Source organism: Desulfosoma caldarium, assembly GCF_003751385.1.
Lineage (GTDB): Bacteria > Desulfobacterota > Syntrophobacteria > Syntrophobacterales > DSM-9756 > Desulfosoma > Desulfosoma caldarium.
On sequence record NZ_RJVA01000015.1, the window covers coordinates 109,454 to 127,740 of the forward strand.

Sequence of the window (18,287 nt, forward strand, 5' to 3'; positions counted from 1 at the left end):
TCCTCCACGTCTTGAGAAAGGCAATCCGGCGGCGTTGCCCTTTCTTCATGTTCCCGACGCCAAAGCCTCCCGCTCTGCGTCGCTCAGTGGCCCCCAGATCAGTGGAATGGCGTCTTGACCCGGCACATATCCGTAAAGATCTCGAACTAACACGCCGACTTTTTGGTACAACGTTCGCAAAGGAATATCGGCCGGACATGCCTCTTCACATAACCCACAATCAACACATCGACCCGCCATGTGGACGGCACGGACAAGATGAAACAAAGGTACCTCGACGGGCAGACTCCCCGTCTTGATCAAGTCCTCGTCCTGAAGGGTGCATTCGCGACAGACGCACACTGGACAAATGTCCCGACATCCATAACACTTAATACATTTTTCAAACTCGTACATCCACCTGGAAAATCTTTCTTCAGCACTCATGGAATCCACAACACTAAAGCTCTTCCCCTTAGGAATACCTTCTCCCGGAACTCGTGATAGATCTTCGCCTCGATCAAGACCGGAACAGATAACCTGGGTCTGCATGGGAGACGCACAGCAGGGGGTGCGCAACAACTCAATCCTTTCTTGATCAATGGCGCGCAGAGCATGCAATACGGTTGTGGCTCTTTCCGTACACTGGCGGGCAAGAATCCCGATCCGCAGGTGGGGATCTTCTTGAAGAATCTCTCGGGCAATTTTTTCCAAGGGATAACGATACGGTCCTTCGCGAAAGTCATCAAGATCATCCAGAGCCTTCTTGCTGAAAACCCAAGGGATGGCCAGTCCATCTACCGCCTTGTAGCCCACAAACAGGTCCACAAGACCGTCTTCAAGCCACTGTCTAATGGTCTCACGCATGGTAGCCTCCTGTACCCTCCCCCAGTTGCGAGTGACCGGGACCTATCTCTGGCGCCACGCCCGGTGGAAAGCGCCGGGCTGTGAGAACAACCTGGGGCATGTGCTCTATAGCCTTGCGCCTCGTCTTCATCGGGACAGGACCCAAAACCCTGATCTGCTCGGTGAACTCCCGAACCACTTGAGCAAACTTTGAAGCTTCGGCGGAGGAAATCCACTCGAGCCGCAAACGGCCTTCTAAACCCACGAAGCCAATCAGCTCTTGCAAGAACCGGATTCGCTTCAGAGCCTGATGATTACCAACCTGGTAATGGCAATCACCGATGTGTCAGCCTCCCACCAAAATCCCATCTGCACCGCTTTGAAAAGCACGCAAGATGTGGTGCAGGGAAACGGAAGCCGAACACATGACACGAATGGGACGAAGGTGCGCCGGATACCTTAGACGACTCACTCCGGCCAGGTCCGCAGCCCCATAAGCGCACCAGTTGCATAAAAAGGCCAAAATCTTTGGGCGATATGTCCCTTCTGCCATGTTTTCCTCCCCGCTTCGAGTCCTTCATGTGTGGGACATCTGAGGCTCAAACTGCCAGAACGGCTTGGATTTGGGCGTAAATTTGCCGATGCGTAAATCCCTGCAGGGCCGGGGCCTCGGCCGGACAAGCGGCTCCGCAGGCGCCGCACCCCTTGCAAAGCGCCTCAAGAACACGGGCCGTTCCGGTGGCCTCGTCGCGCTGGATGGCTCCAAAAGGACAAATCTCAACACACACACCGCATCCTGTGCAACGCGTGGCATCTATTTCACTGATGATACCGCCTAGCGTAACCTTGTCGCGTCGGAGAATCCCGATGGCCTTGGCGGAGGCGGCCAGAGCGTGAGCGACACTTTCGTCCAACGGCTTGGGGTAATGAGCTGTGCCGCAGAGGAACATCCCGTCATTAAAAAAGTCAACGGGCCGAAGTTTCGGGTGCGCTTCCAGAAACCAGCCGTCTCGATCCAGGGGAAGCTTATAGAGACGAGCCAGATTCGCGTTGTCTTGGGGCATCGACGCTGCGGCTAAGCAGAGTAAATCTGTTTTCCACGCGACGGGTCGTTGGAGTATCGGGTCATGGATGCGAACGATCAGTCCGTCGCCATCCTTTTGAAGCTGTGGTTTGTTGCTGGGATCGTATCGAAAGAAAAGAACGCCAACTCGGCGCGCGTGCTGGTAAAGCTTTTCCCACGGTCCATACGTTCTCATATCTCGGTAGAGCACGGCAATCGTTACATCCGGATTGATTGCCTTAAGTTCCAAGGCGTTCCGAATGCTATGCCCACAGCAGACCCTGGAGCAATAAGGGCGCTCTTCATCGCGGGATCCCACGCACTGAATAAAAGTCACAGTGGAAAGACGACTCAGTGTGGCATCGCGCCTATTCAGCCACTCATCCAATTCCACATTCGTTATCACCGCCGGATGCTCGCCATACAGGTACTCAGTCGGCTTCCTTTCTCGGGCCCCGGTGGCGATCAGAATCACACCGTGATCGATGGTCTGAAGGGAGCCGTTTTCTTGAATGGTTGTTCGAAAGTTGCCCACGAACCCTTCGGCATCAACGATGGTGGCATTGCAGTGCAGCTGAATTTTCGGGTTGGCAAGAACCTCCTTGGTAAGTTGCTCCACAAAAGAACGAACCGGCTCTCCACGCCATGTCTTGTAAAGTCGAGCCGCCATCCCGCCCGGCTCGTTTTCTTTTTCCACTAAGTGCACCGTATAACCATGCGCTGCCACGTTCAATGCGGCCGTCATCCCGGCGACACCGGCCCCAACGACCAAAGCGGACGGCGTGACCGGCAACGAAATCTCCTGCAATGGGCTCAGCAACGCCGCCTTGGCCACCGCCATACGCACCATATCCATTGCCTTTTCTGTGGCTTGTTCTTTCTCTTCACTGTGCACCCATGAGTCTAGATTCCGAATGTTGGCCATCTCCAACAGGTACTTGTTGAGTCCTGCTTGGGTTAAAGTTTCTTGAAACAGCGCCTCGTGGGTTCGAGGAGAACACGCCGCCACGACGAGGCGGTTCAGCCCTTTGTCTTGAATCACCTGTACGACACGGTCTTGAGTGTCCCGGGAGCACGTAAAGAGGTTGTCTTCCACGTGGACGACGTGCGGTAGACGCCACGCCAGTTCAACCACCCGGCCCACATCCACCACACCACCGATGTTGATGCCGCAATGGCATACAAAGACGCCGATGCGAGGAGGTTCTCCGTAGACGTCGCGTTGAGCTGGAATTTCCTTTTCCTTGACCAGCGTGCCGCGCACCGCTCCCAAAAGCCTTCCCGCGGCCGCCGCCGCCGCACTGGCCTCCATGACCGATTGGGGTATGTCTTTGGGGCCTTGAAAAGCCCCGCACACAAAGACACCGGGTCGGGAACCGGCCACGGGGTCAAAGGAAGAGTGTTCGGCGAAAAGATCCTCGTTGAGTTGAACGTTCAGCCGGTCGGCCAAAGTCTTGGCGTGCGCGGGCGTCTGCAGCCCCACGGACAACACCACCAGATCAAAGACTTCTGAGACCACTCGGCCGTCTTCCGTGACGTAACGGACTTCCACGTCCCCGCCACTGCCAGGCACTTCTTCCAAGCTGTGGACACGAGAGCGAATGAAGCGCACCCCGTGCTCTTCCATAGCTCGGTTGTAGTACCTCTCAAAGTCTTTGCCGTGCGTGCGCATGTCCATGTAAAAAATGGCCGCCTCCAGATCTTTGCCCACATGCTCCTTGGCAATGACCGCTTCCTTGATGGCGTACATGCAGCAGACGGCCGAACAGTACGCATGGTCGCAGTGGTGAATGTCTCGGGATCCAACGCACTGCAGCCACGCGATCTTTTTGGGTTCCTTGTGGTCCGACGGCCTCACCACATGGCCCATGGTGGGACCCGAGGCCGAAAGAAGCCGCTCGAATTCCATGGCCGTCATCACGTTGGCCAGCCGCTTATAGCCGTAGGTGTCATAGACGCTGGGATCAAACGGTTCAAAACCGGGCGCCAAAATCACCGCCCCCACCTGAAGCTCTCGAACCCTTTCTTGGTCCTCATGCACCACGGCGTTGGCCAAACAGGCGTCCACGCAGCGGTAACATTCCGAACAAACGCCGCAGTTCAGGCACCTTTGCGCTTCGCGGCGCACCTGCTCTTCGCTGAAACCCAACTGCACTTCGTTGAAATTGCCCCGCCGCTCCTCGGGACTCAGCCGGGGCATGCGCTCTCGAGGCATGCGATCGTAGCCTTCCGTCGGCACATCCTGCACCGCTTCCCAGCGCTTTTCGCGCCCCTTCTTCAAATCCTCACCGCGCAAAAACCGATCAATGGAAATGGCCGCCTCTTTCCCCGCCGCAATGGCTTCAATGACCGTGCGCGGCCCCGTCACCGCATCGCCTCCGGCAAAAATGTCCGGATCGTCCGACTGCAAGGTCACCGGATCCACCTTGAGGGTTCGCCAGTCACTGAGCGAGCAGGCACATTCCGGCGTCAGACACGCCCAGTCCGTCTCCTGGCCGATGGCCGCAATCACCGCATCCACTTCCAGAATAAAGTTGGATCCCGGAATCGCTACAGGTCGGCGCCTTCCGCTGGCATCCGGTTCTCCAAGGGCCATCTTGACGCATTCGATGCCCTTGACCTTGCCGTTTTCCCCAAGGATCCGCACGGGATTGGTCAGGGTGAGAATCTCGATGCCTTCCTCGCGGCACTCCTCGATCTCTTCCTCATTGGCCGGCATCTCCGCTACGCTTCGTCGATAAACAATAAAGGGCTTCGTGGATCCCGTGCGCAGAGCCGTGCGCACACAGTCCATGGCCACGTTGCCGCCACCCACAACCGCCACGCGGTCGCCCAAATAGATGCGTTCCCCCAGGTTCACGTCCCGCAGGAACCGCACGCCCGGAATCACCCCTTCCAGATCCTCACCCTCGATGCCCAGCTTCTTGCACTCATGCGCTCCAATGCCGATAAAAAACGCCTTGTAGCCCTGCTCACGCAGCTGCCCGATGGTGATATCCTTGCCGATCTCCACGCCGGTTTTAAATTCCACCCCCATCTCGCGAATGACCTGGATTTCCGCTTCAACGATCTCCCGAGGCAGCCGGTAGGACGGAATGCCCACCGTCAGCATGCCCCCGAGAACCGGCAGCTTTTCAAACACCGTCACCCCATAGCCTTCCTGAGCCAGGTAATAGGCGCAGGTCAACCCCGCAGGGCCTGATCCAATAATGGCCACCTTTTCGTCCCGCTTCACCTTAATGTCCGGCACAAACCGGGTTTCGGCTTTGAGATCCAAATCGGCGATGTAGCGCTTGATAAAATCAATGGCCACCGGCTCATCCACCGTGCCTCGCCGACACGCCGTCTCACAAGGATGGTGGCACACCCGGCCGCAAATGGCCGGAAGCGGATTGTCCTTCTTGATGAGTTCCAAAGCCTCGCGATACCGGCCCTGGGCCGCCAGAGCCACGTAGCCCTGAACCGAAATGTGCGCCGGACAGGTGGCTTTGCACGGAGACGTTCCGCGCTTTTCAATAGCAAAAGCCCCAGGTACCGCTTGAGCGTACCGGCGGTACGCCGCCCGCCGCTCGCTCAAACCCATGTCATACTCGTTCTTCAAGCCCACAGGACACACCCGAGCGCATTCCCCGCAGCCCGTGCATTTGTCCATATCAATGAAACGCGGCTTCTGCCGTATTTTCACCCGAAAATTCCCGGGCTCCCCCTCCAGGGCTTCCACTTCACTCAACGTCAAAATTTCAATATTCAAATGCCGGCCGACCTCGACCAGTTTGGGCGAGATGATTCACATGGCGCAATCGTTGGTGGGAAAGGTCTTGTCCAACTGGGCCATCACACCCCCAATGGACGCCTCCTTTTCCACTAAATACACGTAATAACCCATTTCCGCCAAATCCAGCGCTGATTGCATGCCCGCAATTCCACCGCCTACCACCAGGACCGATCCAGCCGGTGATTTCACGCAAGCACTGTGTCCATTCATGGTTTGGACTCCTTGTCGTGCCGGACTTACCAAAGCCCCATTTCCAAACGGCTGTGAAGGAAGAGCAGCTGCTTTTGAGTGAGTTCTCCGATGTGCTCGTTGATCCACGCAAGATCGCCTGAAAAAATGGCCGCCTTGGCCTCCGGGCTCAGCTTGTACTCACTCAAAGCCTCTGGTCCCTTTTCCATGAGTTGCCTCCAGAACGTTTTGTCATCCGCCGCCCGGTTCAAAACGCGCATGACTTCTCTGCGCTCGATAAGCTCGCTTTCACGATCCGCCTCAGGTTGAGCAAGCCCCTTGGTCAATGCTTCCAAGCGTTCCTTCAACGCTTCACTGATAGACTTTTTGAACTCCTCCTCACTAAAGGGCTTCGGCAAATAATCCCGCGCCCCGATTTTCATGGCCTCCACCGCCGATTCCAAAGAAGAATATCCTGTGATGACAACAACTTCTGTTTGTGGACGGCGTCCTTTGACTTGCCGAATCACGTCGAGCCCGTTCATGTCCGGCAGCTTGAGGTCCGCCACCAACAGGTCAAAAGGCTTTTGCGCGATCTTTTCTAGGGCGCTCCTGCCCGTGACGGCGCAATCCACTTCGTAGCCTTCTTCCGACAATACCATCTCCAAACCTTTGGCCACGTGGAGCTCATCCTCCATCAAAAGAATGTGCGGTGTGGCCTTGTTCATCGTTTGCACCCTTTCTGCCACCGCGCTCATCGTTGCTCCTCCCTGCTCGACCTTTTCTCGGCTCTTCCGGCTGTGGACCTTTCGACCATGTCCTCAACTCCCCATCGTCCCCCGGACGACACCCCATTCGAAAACGGTGGGCGCCGAATCCGTCCACAGCCGACATCCGTGTCTTTGATGCCCATGTGAAGTAACGGCCCATAGCCCGCACGCAAAGGAGCCCTTAAGGCCGCTTTTCAACACACGTGTGGCAAAATTCATGCACGATGCGTCAAGGCCCTCGCAGGGCGCCAAGATATTGGGTAGCTGTGGAAATTCCGTCGGTTACGGGTGCACCCCTTTCCTTTACCATAGGCACACCAAGTCCGAGGTGTCTTAAAACCCATACGGCCCACACCGGACCATGACAGGATTCCTTAGAAAAGCTTAAGCTCAGATGTGTATAGAAAACTATACGGTGGAATGCTGAGGCGTGCCTGCAGGGATACGGTAGCGCTTCATGAGAGCGGAGAAGTTGGATCGTTGCATGCCCACGGCTTGTGCAGCCTTGGTGATGTTACCGCCATGATCTTGCAAGGCTCGAAGAAGAAAAAGCCTTTCCACGCGCTCATAGTGTTCACGAAGAACGGTTTTCTTAAAACTTTTCATTTCCGCCCAGGTTGAAGGAACGCCATCCGATGTCCGAAGACGCCGGGTCTCGAGGGCATCCAGGAGCGTCTCCAGATCCACCGAAGGTTTATCATCGGAGATGATAACCAGCCTTTCTACAGCATTTTTGAGTTGGCGCACATTGCCCGGCCATGGATGCTTCACCAGGGCTTCCAGCGCATCCTCGGTAAAGCCCTCAATCCGTTTCGACATTTTTCGACAGAAATAGTGTAGAAAATGATAGGCTAGTCGAGGAATATCGTCTTGACGTTCACGAAGTGGTGGAAGGAAAATAGGAAAGACATTGATACGATAATACAAATCCTCGCGAAATTGTCCTTGAGTGGTCAAGGATCGAAGATCTTTATTGGTCGCGGAAATGACGCGCGCCTCTGTCGTTTTAAATTCCGATGCGCCCACAGGCTTGTATTCACGGGATTCCAAAACTCGCAGAAGCTTTCCTTGAATTTCCAGATTCAGGTTGGCAATATCATCAAGGAAGAGTGTTCCCTTGCTTGCAATCTGAAAGATTCCGGCTTTGTCTTGCGTGGCGCCGGTGAACGCTCCTTTGACGTGACCGAACAGTTCGCTTTCCAGTAGTGTTGGGGACAAAGCACTCCCATCGATGGCAACAAATTTTTCCAAGGCTCTTCGACTGTGCGCATGAATGGCTCGAGCCACCAGTTCCTTTCCCGTGCCGTGTTCTCCATAAATGAGTACGCTGGAGTCTGTGGGGGCCACCCTTTCGATCTGTTTGAAAACCTCCAACATCTTGGGGTTTTCCCCCACGATGTTGGAAAACCCATAGCGGTCCACCAGCTCCTCTCTAAGCCGCGCATTTTCCTCCACCAGCTTCTTCTTCTCCACGGCACGCGCCACAGCCAACATCAGCTGATCGTCCGTAAAAGGCTTGGTGAGATAATCAAAGGCCCCCATCTTCATGGCCTTGACCGCGTTGGGCACCGTTGAAAAGGCGGTCATGATAATAATATACGCTTTGTGATTTATGCTTTTTGATTCTTCGAGAATACGCATTCCGTCCATATCCCCGAGGCGCAGGTCCAGAAGCACCACGTCGAAATCCTCCCGACGAAGAAGCTCAAGCCCCTCGCAGCCCCTCATGCACGTGCGAACGTGGTGACCATCTTCTTCAAGGACGGTACGGCACGCGAGCGCGAATTTCTTCTCATCGTCGATAATAAGGATGCGAGCCCTGAAGGACGTGGTCATGCTCATGGCCATCAAGGTCCTCCTTCATCCAAGGGCAGAGTGATGGTGAAGCATGCTCCTTTGCCCTTTGTGCTTTGTGCGGTGATCTCGCCGCCGTGGGCCTTAATGATGCCGTGGCACACTGCCAGTCCGAGGCCTGTTCCCTTGGGCTTTGTGGAAAAGAAAGGTTCGAAGATCTTATTAAGAACCTCCGGATCGATTCCACACCCGTCGTCACGGATCGTCGCCCCATAAACTCCTTCTACTCTATCGACAAAGCTCTGAATCTCCAAGTTCCCACCCGGACTCATCGCCTCTACCGCGTTGAGAAGGATGTTGACAAACACCTGCTGCATTTGCCCACGGTCTAAAAGCGTGTCGGGCATATCGGAAGCCAGATGCTTATGGAGATTCACGTGATGCAGCATGAGTTCGTTTTGTAGGACGACGAGGACCCTTTCGATAATTTTATTGAGGTTTTCCAGAGTCCTTCGAGGCTCCCGGTCTCGGCTGAACTCGAGAAGATCCTGCAAGACGGTTCGACACCTCTGAGTTTCGCTGACGATGATCTTAAGGGCCTCTCTCAGCGGGCTGTCAGACGCAACTTTTTTTAAGGCGTTCGAGCTGTAGAGAAGTATACTTGCCAGCGGATTGTTAACTTCATGTGCGATACCCGCAGCCATGCGTCCCAGAGCTGCAAATTTTTCGGTATGAAGTGCCAGTTGGTCGTAGCGCCGCTTTTGCTCTTCAATCAGCCTCGCCTTTTCCAAAGCGCATGAGGTCAAATGGGCCACCGCACTGATAAAATCCAATTCCTTCTGAATAAAAGTTCGACGCTCCGAAAAGAAAATCCTTAGCACTCCAAGAAGATTATCCTGAACGCACATGGGCGCATCCACCACCATGGCGATCTCTTGACTGTGGCCTGACCGAGGCTCTTTTACATGACAATCCACGGGTAGGTCGTCCGTGACGTTGAGGCAATTGTTTTTACACAGCCGCGCGATCGCTTCGTGGTGCAAGATCAGCCCTTGGGGCAGGCATTGTTCATCAAGCCCATAGACGGCATGGAGCTCCATCTCATGCGAGGCCATATTCATCACACTGAGGACCGCCCCCTTTGCCCCGAGAAGCTCTGTGACTCTCCAGACCACCAGTTGAGAAACATCTTGCGGGTCTGTGCTCGACTGAATCAGGGCGGCAATATCACGAAACGCATAAAAGAAATCCACGATTTTTCTAGAAGGCATGGCTTCTTGTCCTTAAACGCGACCTAACACAACATAGCCTAAGCCTTGACGGCAATTCGTCCACCCAAAGGCATGGCCCGTGTCGGGCCTCATCTTGCCCCATGGTCGCGCGGCGGCGGAGTCGCGTGCGTCGGTTAGGCCCAAATCCCAAAACGAAACGTCTTGCATGCTTATCATTTCAGTAATTTTAGCTTAAATAGTCCACACCCATGGGGTCAAGATCCGCCCGGAAGACGTTCCGAGGTCATTTGAACGTGGCTGTTGCTTGAGGCGGACTTGCGGCGCGCCCTGGTCGTCACCCAACTTTTCTTTGGCCGCCACGGCTCCGTAACAAAACGATCCGGCCACCAGACCGATGCCCACTGCGGCTATGGGATCCACAAACCCAGTCGCTGGTGTTTTCACCACCAAAGCAGCCACGGCGCAGGAAGCCGCTCCCAAAGTGGTGAGCTTGCCGATCGTGATCCCTTCCGCCGCAATCCAGGCCACGGCCGAGGTGCCGATGGTCACCTGCCTATTGAAAAGCGCGGCGGCGGCCCCTGAATTGATGTAAATGACCGTTACACCGGCAAAGTCCAAGGCGCCAAGCCTGCCAATCCATTCGCCGCCCCACACCCAATAGCCCACGAGAAAAATACACGAGAAGTGTCGAGAGAATGGGGAACGGTAAAAAGCTCGAAAACTTCAGGCGCTCGGCAAAGGCTTCGGTGATGAGCCCCGGCGCGATGATGGCAAACATGAGCTGAAAGGCCGAAAAGAGCAGGCGGGGAATGGTGGCGGCATAGGGGCCGGGATCCAGTCCCACCGATCGCATGAAAGCCCAGTCTGAACGGCCCATGCCCCCCAGTGGTCGGGCCCAAACGCCACGCTGTAACCACACACCACCCAGAGAATGGAAACCACTCCAAGGTAAAGAAAGCTTTGCATCATGGTGGCCAAGACGTTTTTGGAACCCAACAGACCCCCGTAAAACAGAGCCAACCCCGCGGGCATGAACATCACCAATGACGTCGCCAAAAGCATATAAGCTGTATCGCTGCTGTCCATCTTTTCTTTTCTCCTTTTTCTCGGCCTTTATGCTGTCCATTTGACCTTCACCCTGTGCCCAAAGTTTTTCTTTCTTTAGGCAAGGTTCGGGCCACAACTGGCAAAGACCCTGACTGTTCAAAGTTTTCGGCATGCCTTCTCAGTCAAGGCTTAGCGACAACACAACTTTTGTTGACAAATTTGTTCGCCCGTGAGTGCCGATTTGCCGGCATGGCAAAGGTTCGACGCTGTAAACCGAAATTTCGGTGTCTCCGCGCGAGGGAACCAAATTGTGCATGGTTCTAAACCGGGTTATCATCTTTGTGATTATAGCAAAATCGAGAGGGATTGGAGCACTCTGGTTGGGCGGAAAAATTTGGGTCGCCAAAGAGTCGACCCATGCGCGGGTGAGGAGCGGAGGATGAAAAAGTGGTTCATGCCAATGATCGTAGGGCTGTGTCTCGGGCTTACGCCGACCTTGGCGAAAGCTCAGGGTTCCCTGTCGTCGCTTCGCTGCGACTCTCGGCTGGTCCTTATCGGTGATACCAAAGGGAGTGTGGCCGCAAAGTGCGGCCCGCCACTTTATCAGCAGTATGTGGGAGAAAAGATCGTTCGCACTCGTTACGGCTACGACAAGAGGGTCGTAGAGGAATGGGTCTACAATTTCGGCCCCACAGATTTCGTGCACACTCTGCGATTTGAAGGCGGGCGGCTGGCGGAAATTCATCGAGGAGAACGGGGCCACTGACAGCTCGACCGAGAATGGGTTCAATGGGCTCTTGGCTTCCATTAAGCCTTTGCGGCTCATGGGTTTTCCCAGGGATGGCCTCCGATCGCCGGCCAAGGCTTGGGCTGTAAGGACGCGGTCCTTTCCTCGGAACACGCGCTTTTCACCTTAAAAGCGTTTGAGAAAACGCCTCAAAAAAAGCAAAGGAGCGCCATCATGACGTCATCGACACCATCCAGTGCTCCTCTTTTTATCCTTCCTCGACTGCGAGTGGCCACAGGGGCCTTGATGGCCGGGGCATTGTGCGCCATCAGTTTCTACAACTATCTGCTTTTTCATACTCTTGTGGAAATGTTTAGTGTTGTGGTGGCAGCCATGATCTTTGTTTTGGCGTGGACGGGTCGAGCTTACATTGCCAACCACTATCTTCTTTTCCTCGGCATTGCCTACCTTTTCGTGGGTTTTATAGACCTGCTTCATACCCTGGCCTATAAGGGCATGGGAGTCTTCCCCAACATCACAGCCAATGAACCCACACAACTGTGGATCCTGGCCCGCTATATGGAAAGCCTTTCTTTACTGGCAGCTTCGTTTTACGCGCGCCGCAGGGCCTCGGCCGGCTTTTTGGCCGCCGGCTACGCGCTCATCACCTTTGCGGGACTCATTGCAATCCTTCGCTGGAACATTTTCCCTGACTGTTTTGTGGAAGGCCAGGGTCTCACAGGGTTCAAGATCGTGAGTGAATACGTTGTGTGCGGGATTTTGCTGGTGGCGGGCGTTCGACTCTTTCTTGTTCGGCACATTTTCGACGCCAAAGTTTGTGCATTGCTTTGGGCCGCCATGACCACCACCATGATCGCCGAATTGGCGTTCACCTTTTATGTGAGCGTCTATGGTCTATCCAACATGATCGGCCACCTCTTCAAGCTACTTTCCTTCTTATTCATCTTTGAAGCCCTGGTGCGGACAGGCATTCAAGAACCCCTTGCCGTTCTGTTTCACCAATTGAAGCAGAGTCAAGAAGAACTTTTTCAGGAGAAGGAAAAACTGAAAGCGGCCCTGAAAGAAATCAAGACCCTACAGGGACTCCTCCCCATCTGTTCGTATTGCAAAAAGATTCGGGACAATCAGGGCGATTGGCATAGTTTGGAAGTCTATCTGCGGTCCCACACGAACGCCATGCTGTCCCACGGCATCTGTCCGGATTGCCTTAGAAAACACTACCCGGACATGGCGGACCAAATCCTCAAAACGGACACCTCCCAAAAGAGTCAAACGGAAAAGTGAAAGGGGGGGTAGATTCTTGGCGGGTAACCCCCCTTGGCACAGTTGAACATGGAGGGCGATTTGAACGGCTCGGACCCATGCGGACCCACCCTGGGCGATGGACCGTCTTTGGATTGTCCTCGCTCTTTTTCATCCTCTCGCAACTTTACAGCGTCTCCAACGCCATCATTGCGCCGGACCTGCAAGAGGATCTTCATCTGTGTGCCGAGCCATTGGGGCTTCTGAGCGCCGCCTTTTTGTATGCCTTTGCCCTGGTGCCGATTCCGCTGGGCATCGCGCTCGACCGATTCGTCACTCGCCGCACCATGACTCTTTTGACACTCCTGGGGGCCGCCGGGGCGTTGGTTTTTTGCATCGCCCCCTTCTTTGGCATGGCCCCATAGTCGGGCGAGCCCCTTCAGCGCTTGGCATGGCTGGCCATCTCATGGGTTCTATGAAACTCCCCACCCGCTGGTCCTCACCACGCGAATTCGCCACCCTTTCCGGCCTCATGCTGGCCTTGGGCACCCTGAAAAACATGCTGGCGGCCATGCCCCTGGCCGCCGCCAAAGAACTGGTGGGATGGTGGGGATCCATTGCGGCTCTGGGACTTTTTACAGGCTTGGAGGCTGCCGCCTTTTTCGCGGCTGTGCGGGAATAATACTCTTTGAGCAGATCTTATCAAGAAACGGTTCATCTTCGTGCCCGGACTTCCTGGAAAAACGCCCTGAAAATTCTTGGCACAAGCCGTGAGCATTGGATCATTTCCGCGGGAACCTTTTTTCGTAACGGACCTTTTGTCGCCATTTAGGATCTCCGGATCGGTCCCTCCACGATTTGACAACTGCGTCTGTCGGCCATTGAGGCCGGAAATCTGCTGCTCCTTTTCAACGTGGGTCTCATTGTAGGGTCCCCTCTGAGATGTTGGCTTTCGGATCGAGCGCTGCAGTCGAAAAAGAAGGATATTGGTCTGGGCCTCGCCATGATGGTCCTGATTCTATGGGCCTTGGCCGCTGGCTGGGGTAAAAACAGCACGGCGGTTTTGGGAGCACTTTCTTTTGCCTTCGGGCTTTTCGCGGCCTTCGGCACTGTCATGAACGCCCATATCAAAGAACGGATGCCCTCGGAAATGAGCGGCACGGCACTCACGCCTCTGAACCTCTTCACCATGCTGGGAGGGGCCGCCGTCTTGCGTGGTTTAGAATGAGGGTTGGACCACGTGACCACCGCAAGCGGCCTCGCCGAGCTCGATGAGCATCCGGCCTTCATTTTATGCGCAGCCGGAGTCGGACTTGCCCTTAGGGCCTACCATTGGGCTTCCAACACCCATCCTTGAATTATGTTTCAGAGCGGAATTCCTGGGAATGAATTCCGTAACGGCGCATGATCTTTTGGAGCGCCGCCCGGGTCAGGCCGCTATATTCGGCCGCGCGAGATACATTACCTCCTGTCCTCTCCAAAAGATCTTTGATATAGCGAAAGGTAAAATCCTGAAGAACCTTTTCTTTCGCGTCTTTGTAAGGTGTCAGGGGTTTCGAAGAACCCATCGTGCATCGGTGCTCAACCGTCCCGACACTTCCAAGACTCATCTCGATGCGCATGAGGTCTTCCCAACGGATCACGTCTTCGGGTGAAAAAATGACCGCTTGGCGCACCACGTTTTGCAATTGGCGTACGTTGCCAGGCCAATCGCATTCCATGAGGGCTTCCAGCGCGGTTTGAGAAAACCTCTTTACGGGCACATCCAGCTCCCGACAGGCGATTCGCGCAAAGTGAGCGGCCAAGAGCGGGATGTCTTCCCGCCTTTCCCGAAGACTGGGCGTGCGCAGCGTCACCACGTTGAGTCGATAGAACAGGTCCTCGCGGAAGGTCCGTTGTCGAATCTTTTCCTTCAGATCCTGGTTAGTGGACGAGAGAATCCGCACATCCACCTTTTTCGCCTTAACGTCTCCCAGAGGCTTGATTTCCCCTTCCTGAAGAGCGCGCAGCAGTTTGGTTTGCACACCGACGGGAATGTCACCGATTTCGTCGAGAAACAACGTTCCTTGATGGGCTTCTTCGAAAATTCCACGATGATCCCGGTCCGCCCCGGTGAAGGCTCCTTTTTTGTGGCCGAACAGCTCACTTTCCAACAGGTGTTCTGGAATGGCAGGACAATTGACGGCAATAAGGGCTTGGTCCCGCCGAGGACTTAGGCTGTGAATGGCTCGAGCCACCAACTCCTTGCCAGTGCCGCTTTCACCCTGAATCAAGACAGCGTAGTCCGTGCGCGCCACGGTTCGAATTTGTTCACAGAGGCGCCGCATTGCTTCCGATTGCCCGATGAATTGGTCCAGAGGCGGCTCCCCTTGGGCCCGGCGGCGTAGATCAAGGTTTTCTCGAATAAGGCTGTTGCGTTCGATGGCCTTGTTGAGCGTTTGGAGGAGAACATTCTTATCAAAGGGTTTCGTGACAAAATCATAGGCACCTCTTTTGATGGCTTCCACGGCCGTCTCGATGCTGCCGTAGGCGGTCATCATCACCACGGTGAGCCAAGGATCTTTCTGTCGCAAAATCTTTAAGAGTTCCATGCTGCCTATGTCGGGCATTCGTATGTCCAAGAGCACCACATCGTAGGCGTTGCGCTCCACCATAGCGACGGCCTGCTGAGGCCGAGAAGCCGTTTCGACGATCACCTGAGGTAGTTCGTAACCCAGGAGCCGCTCTAAACCGGTGAGCATGTCCTGCTCGTCGTCCACGATGAGCACCTTGCTCGCACCTTCCTTTTTCATCACGTCGTCCTCTCCATGGGCAACCGTATGATAAATTCCGTCCACTGCCCCGGTTCGCTTTCCACGAAGATTTCTCCTCCGTGATCCTGAACGATGCCGTAACTGACGGCCAAGCCCAAACCGCTCCCTTCCCCCGGGTCTTTGGTGGTAAAGAACGGGTCGAAGATCTTATCGCGTATGCTCGGATCAATCCCAGGACCGTTGTCCCACACACGCACCTCCAAGGTGTCGCTATGGCGCCGTGTGGTGACACGCACCAGACCTCGCCCATTGAGAGCCTGTATGGCGTTCATGAGCAGATTGACCAGCACTTGTTGCATGCGTTCCACGTCCAGCAACACCTCCGGCAATGTCTCATCCAGGTGGCACTCCAGTTGAATGCCTTTTTTACGAAACTGATGCCCCGTGATCTGCAAGGCCTCTTCCACAACGGTGTTCAGTGAGGCGAGTTGAGGTCGACCCCCTCCGTGGCCTCGAGCGAATTTGAGAAGGTCGGAGACAATGCGTTTGCAGTTGAGTGCATGTTTTTCGATCACGGCCACGTCCTTGAGCCCCAGGGGAAAGTCGGCCATTTCCCGCTTAAGCAGGTCCGTGTAGCAGAGGATAACTCCCAAAGGATTATTGAGTTCATGGGCCAGACCGGCCGAAAGCTGTCCCAGAGCCACCAGCCGCTCTGTCTGTTGAATTTTCTGCTCCACCCTTTTCTGTTGGGTGACATCTTTGCCGTAGAGAATCGCTCCGGTCACCCGTCCCGATTCATCCGTCACCGGATAGAGGTACAGAAGGTAAACCTCGCCTCGCGCCCCCACGACCTCCTGTGTAGTGGGCTTGCCTGTGCGCAAGACATCTGTCAAGCTACAGTCGCCAAAAGGACACTGACTGTCGGCATGCACTTCCGTGCACAGCCTACCCATAACTTCTTGAAGGTTTATGCCAAACCGTTGCAGGTACGCTTTGTTGACCATAAGAATGCGAGACTCTCGGTCCACCAGGATCAGCAAATCCGTGATCCCGTTAAAGACCGTCTGGAGCAGTTCCTTACTCTCCAAAAGCTTTTCCAGGTTGGTCAGGCTCTCCAGAGCCACACCGATCTGACGGCCGATGGAAAAGAGGAGCTCTTGCATTTCCGGCCGCATGGAGTTCACATCAACACCATGAAAGCTCATTACGCCGAGCACACGGCCGCGACAGCACAGAGGGATATGAAGATGTCCCATGCCGTCCTTAGCCTCATAGAAACTGACCTGGCCACACGCTGCTTCATGCAGAGTGCCGGCCAAGTCGGCATGGTCTTCTTCCAGAACGACGGGGCAACGCGAACCGTCAAAAAGCCATTCCGGCTGGGCATCGTCCGCATTATGGGCGATCTGTAACTCCAAACGATTGGAGTTTTCATTGATAAGGTAGATGGCGCCTCCGTGGGCCGGCACAAGAGCCAGGGTCCGAGCCAGCACCTGGGGCAGAATATCCTGAATCCGCTGGGCCTGCGTGGTGAGCTCTGCGATCTCTGTGAGGGTGTGCAATTCCCGGTTTCTTTGAATAATCTGAGCTCGAAGCTTTTCCTGAGACCGCTCCAAGGCCCGCGTTCTTTCCGCCACCATGGCCTCCAGTTTTTCCGAATGAATCTCCAGGCGACGTCGAGCTTCGTTGAGATGCTGCACCATAAGCTCGGCGCTACGGCACAGATCTTCAATTTCATCAGAGCCCCAGGACGCCTTTGAGCGGGACAAAACCGGCACTTGAAGCCCTACCAACCCTCTTTCAAAAATGGCCAATAGATCTTTGAGATTGTGGACGACCACCTTGTTGAAAAAGAGGCTCAAGGTAAGATACAGGACACCCATGATCATAAATCCAATCAAGAAGATGGAAGTGACGATGTCGCGAATGTTAGACAAGGCCGCGTTCACAGGAATGCCAATACCCACAAGGCCCACCACTTCCCCGGGCTTGCGGCCGAATCCTCGTTGCGAGCCGTAGAGGCGCACCAGGTCTTGTGGGGCATCCTCTGGTTGCCCATGGCAGTGCAGGCATTCCGGTTCTAAAATCACGGGCCTAAACCGAAAATAATAGGAAGTGCTGTCGCGCTTCACGAGCCCTTTCCATTCATGGGGGGCGTCAGGTCGGGTGAAAAACTCAATCATGCGCCGCTCCATGGCATCCGCCTCACTTTGAGGATTTCGGGCATTGATCGCCACCCTTCGGTACACGTATTCGGGCAGATGCGTGGAAAACAGGTCCATGACGGAACGGCTCACAAACGAGGTGGACATGGCTTCCAAGACAAAGGCATGCTCGCCCATGAGACTATACATTTTGGGACGCAGCACCTCTTTGACATATTCCATGTTTGCTTCCACGGCCCTCATCAGGATTTCCGATTTCTTATAGGCGTTTTCTTCTAGAAACAGCCGCTCCTGAACGTAGATCAACACAGCCCCCACGGTACAAAAGAGCATCAAGAGCACGGCCGTTCCGGTAAGGAAGCGTTTCTGAACATAGAGAAGACGACGAGACCCCGTAGCCTTTTCGGCATTTTTCTCTTCCACCATGGCCCCTTCCTCCTGGGTTCACATGGACGGTCCCACGAACTCATAGCAATTATCCTGCACGGCATGAACGGAAGCAACCCGTGGCATTCTTGCCTGTTTTTGAAACATTCGTTGGACCCACCTTATGCCAACGCATGGAAGCACTGCTGCCGAGGGGAAGCACCCTTTTGTTTGAGAGAGGCTTCGTATATTCCTCGTGATGTTGATTTTCCTGAAGATTTTCGTCACCGCATCACTATCTGGACCAGGCCTCGATGTTGCATAACCCGGTTTGGAGAC

The 18,287-nt window shown here is 54.8% G+C and carries 14 protein-coding genes and 2 pseudogenes; 5 read left to right on the top strand and 11 right to left on the bottom strand.

All coding sequences use genetic code 11. From position 1 onward, the window contains the following. Positions 1 to 45: 45 nt before the first annotated feature. The 9 genes and pseudogenes from EDC27_RS14055 to EDC27_RS17170 form a co-directional block, all read right to left on the bottom strand. Positions 46 to 846: a 4Fe-4S binding protein gene (locus tag EDC27_RS14055; protein ID WP_123291266.1), complete on the bottom strand. Its 801-nt coding sequence runs from the start codon at positions 844 to 846 to the stop codon at positions 46 to 48. Between the two features lie 127 nt (positions 847 to 973). Then, positions 974 to 1,378: pseudogene (locus EDC27_RS16105) on the bottom strand (hydrogenase iron-sulfur subunit); the annotation flags it as partial. A 46-nt stretch (positions 1,379 to 1,424) separates the two neighbouring features. Then, complete coding sequence (locus tag EDC27_RS17160) at positions 1,425 to 3,806, bottom strand: FAD-dependent oxidoreductase (protein ID WP_342778663.1); 2,382 nt, start codon at positions 3,804 to 3,806, stop codon at positions 1,425 to 1,427. Positions 3,807 to 3,902: 96 nt separating this feature from the next. Further along, positions 3,903 to 5,873, bottom strand: a pseudogene (locus EDC27_RS17165) (NAD(P)-binding protein); the annotation flags it as partial. A 26-nt stretch (positions 5,874 to 5,899) separates the two neighbouring features. Continuing rightward, positions 5,900 to 6,589, bottom strand: coding sequence for a response regulator (locus tag EDC27_RS14080; protein ID WP_123291270.1), 690 nt, complete (start codon positions 6,587 to 6,589; stop codon positions 5,900 to 5,902). 420 nt (positions 6,590 to 7,009) lie between these two features. Continuing rightward, the gene (locus EDC27_RS14085) at positions 7,010 to 8,449 is read right to left on the bottom strand and encodes a sigma-54-dependent transcriptional regulator (RefSeq protein ID WP_211334917.1); all 1,440 of its coding nucleotides are present in this window, start codon (positions 8,447 to 8,449) and stop codon (positions 7,010 to 7,012) included. Beyond that, positions 8,449 to 9,666, bottom strand: coding sequence for an ATP-binding protein (locus tag EDC27_RS14090; protein ID WP_123291271.1), 1,218 nt, complete (start codon positions 9,664 to 9,666; stop codon positions 8,449 to 8,451). The genes EDC27_RS14085 and EDC27_RS14090 overlap by 1 nt, the downstream gene beginning before the upstream one ends. 192 nt (positions 9,667 to 9,858) lie before the next feature. Continuing rightward, positions 9,859 to 10,245, bottom strand: coding sequence for an ammonium transporter (locus EDC27_RS14095; RefSeq protein ID WP_170161839.1), 387 nt, complete (start codon positions 10,243 to 10,245; stop codon positions 9,859 to 9,861). After that, positions 10,181 to 10,753, bottom strand: a complete 573-nt coding sequence (locus tag EDC27_RS17170; protein ID WP_170161840.1) for an ammonium transporter — start codon at positions 10,751 to 10,753, stop codon at positions 10,181 to 10,183. Before EDC27_RS17170 ends, EDC27_RS14095 begins: the two co-directional genes overlap by 65 nt. Positions 10,754 to 11,113: 360 nt before the next feature. Here EDC27_RS17170 and EDC27_RS14105 point away from each other — a divergent pair, with 360 nt between their 5' ends. The 5 genes from EDC27_RS14105 to EDC27_RS14125 all read left to right on the top strand — a co-directional run bounded on the left by EDC27_RS14105 (position 11,114) and on the right by EDC27_RS14125 (position 13,892). Next, positions 11,114 to 11,440, top strand: a complete 327-nt coding sequence (locus EDC27_RS14105; RefSeq protein WP_123291274.1) for a DUF2845 domain-containing protein — start codon at positions 11,114 to 11,116, stop codon at positions 11,438 to 11,440. A 195-nt stretch (positions 11,441 to 11,635) separates the two neighbouring features. Beyond that, complete coding sequence (locus EDC27_RS14110; RefSeq protein ID WP_123291275.1) at positions 11,636 to 12,706, top strand: MASE3 domain-containing protein; 1,071 nt, start codon at positions 11,636 to 11,638, stop codon at positions 12,704 to 12,706. A gap of 77 nt (positions 12,707 to 12,783) precedes the next feature. Then, on the top strand, positions 12,784 to 13,089 hold the full coding sequence (locus tag EDC27_RS14115; protein ID WP_123291276.1) for an MFS transporter: 306 nt from the start codon (positions 12,784 to 12,786) through the stop codon (positions 13,087 to 13,089). 41 nt (positions 13,090 to 13,130) lie between these two features. Next, on the top strand, positions 13,131 to 13,346 hold the full coding sequence (locus EDC27_RS14120) for a hypothetical protein (RefSeq protein ID WP_148045779.1): 216 nt from the start codon (positions 13,131 to 13,133) through the stop codon (positions 13,344 to 13,346). A gap of 321 nt (positions 13,347 to 13,667) precedes the next feature. Next, positions 13,668 to 13,892, top strand: a complete 225-nt coding sequence (locus tag EDC27_RS14125; RefSeq protein WP_123291278.1) for a hypothetical protein — start codon at positions 13,668 to 13,670, stop codon at positions 13,890 to 13,892. A 130-nt stretch (positions 13,893 to 14,022) separates the two neighbouring features. On the opposite strand, the gene EDC27_RS14130 is transcribed toward EDC27_RS14125, so the two are convergent. Together EDC27_RS14130 and EDC27_RS14135 are read right to left on the bottom strand one after the other, a co-directional pair. Then, positions 14,023 to 15,456 (bottom strand): sigma-54-dependent transcriptional regulator, encoded by a 1,434-nt coding sequence (locus EDC27_RS14130; RefSeq protein WP_123291279.1) that lies wholly within the window; start codon positions 15,454 to 15,456, stop codon positions 14,023 to 14,025. Continuing rightward, positions 15,456 to 18,008, bottom strand: a complete 2,553-nt coding sequence (locus EDC27_RS14135) for a c-type heme family protein (protein WP_123291280.1) — start codon at positions 18,006 to 18,008, stop codon at positions 15,456 to 15,458. The genes EDC27_RS14130 and EDC27_RS14135 overlap by 1 nt, the downstream gene beginning before the upstream one ends. Positions 18,009 to 18,287: the final 279 nt, after the last annotated feature.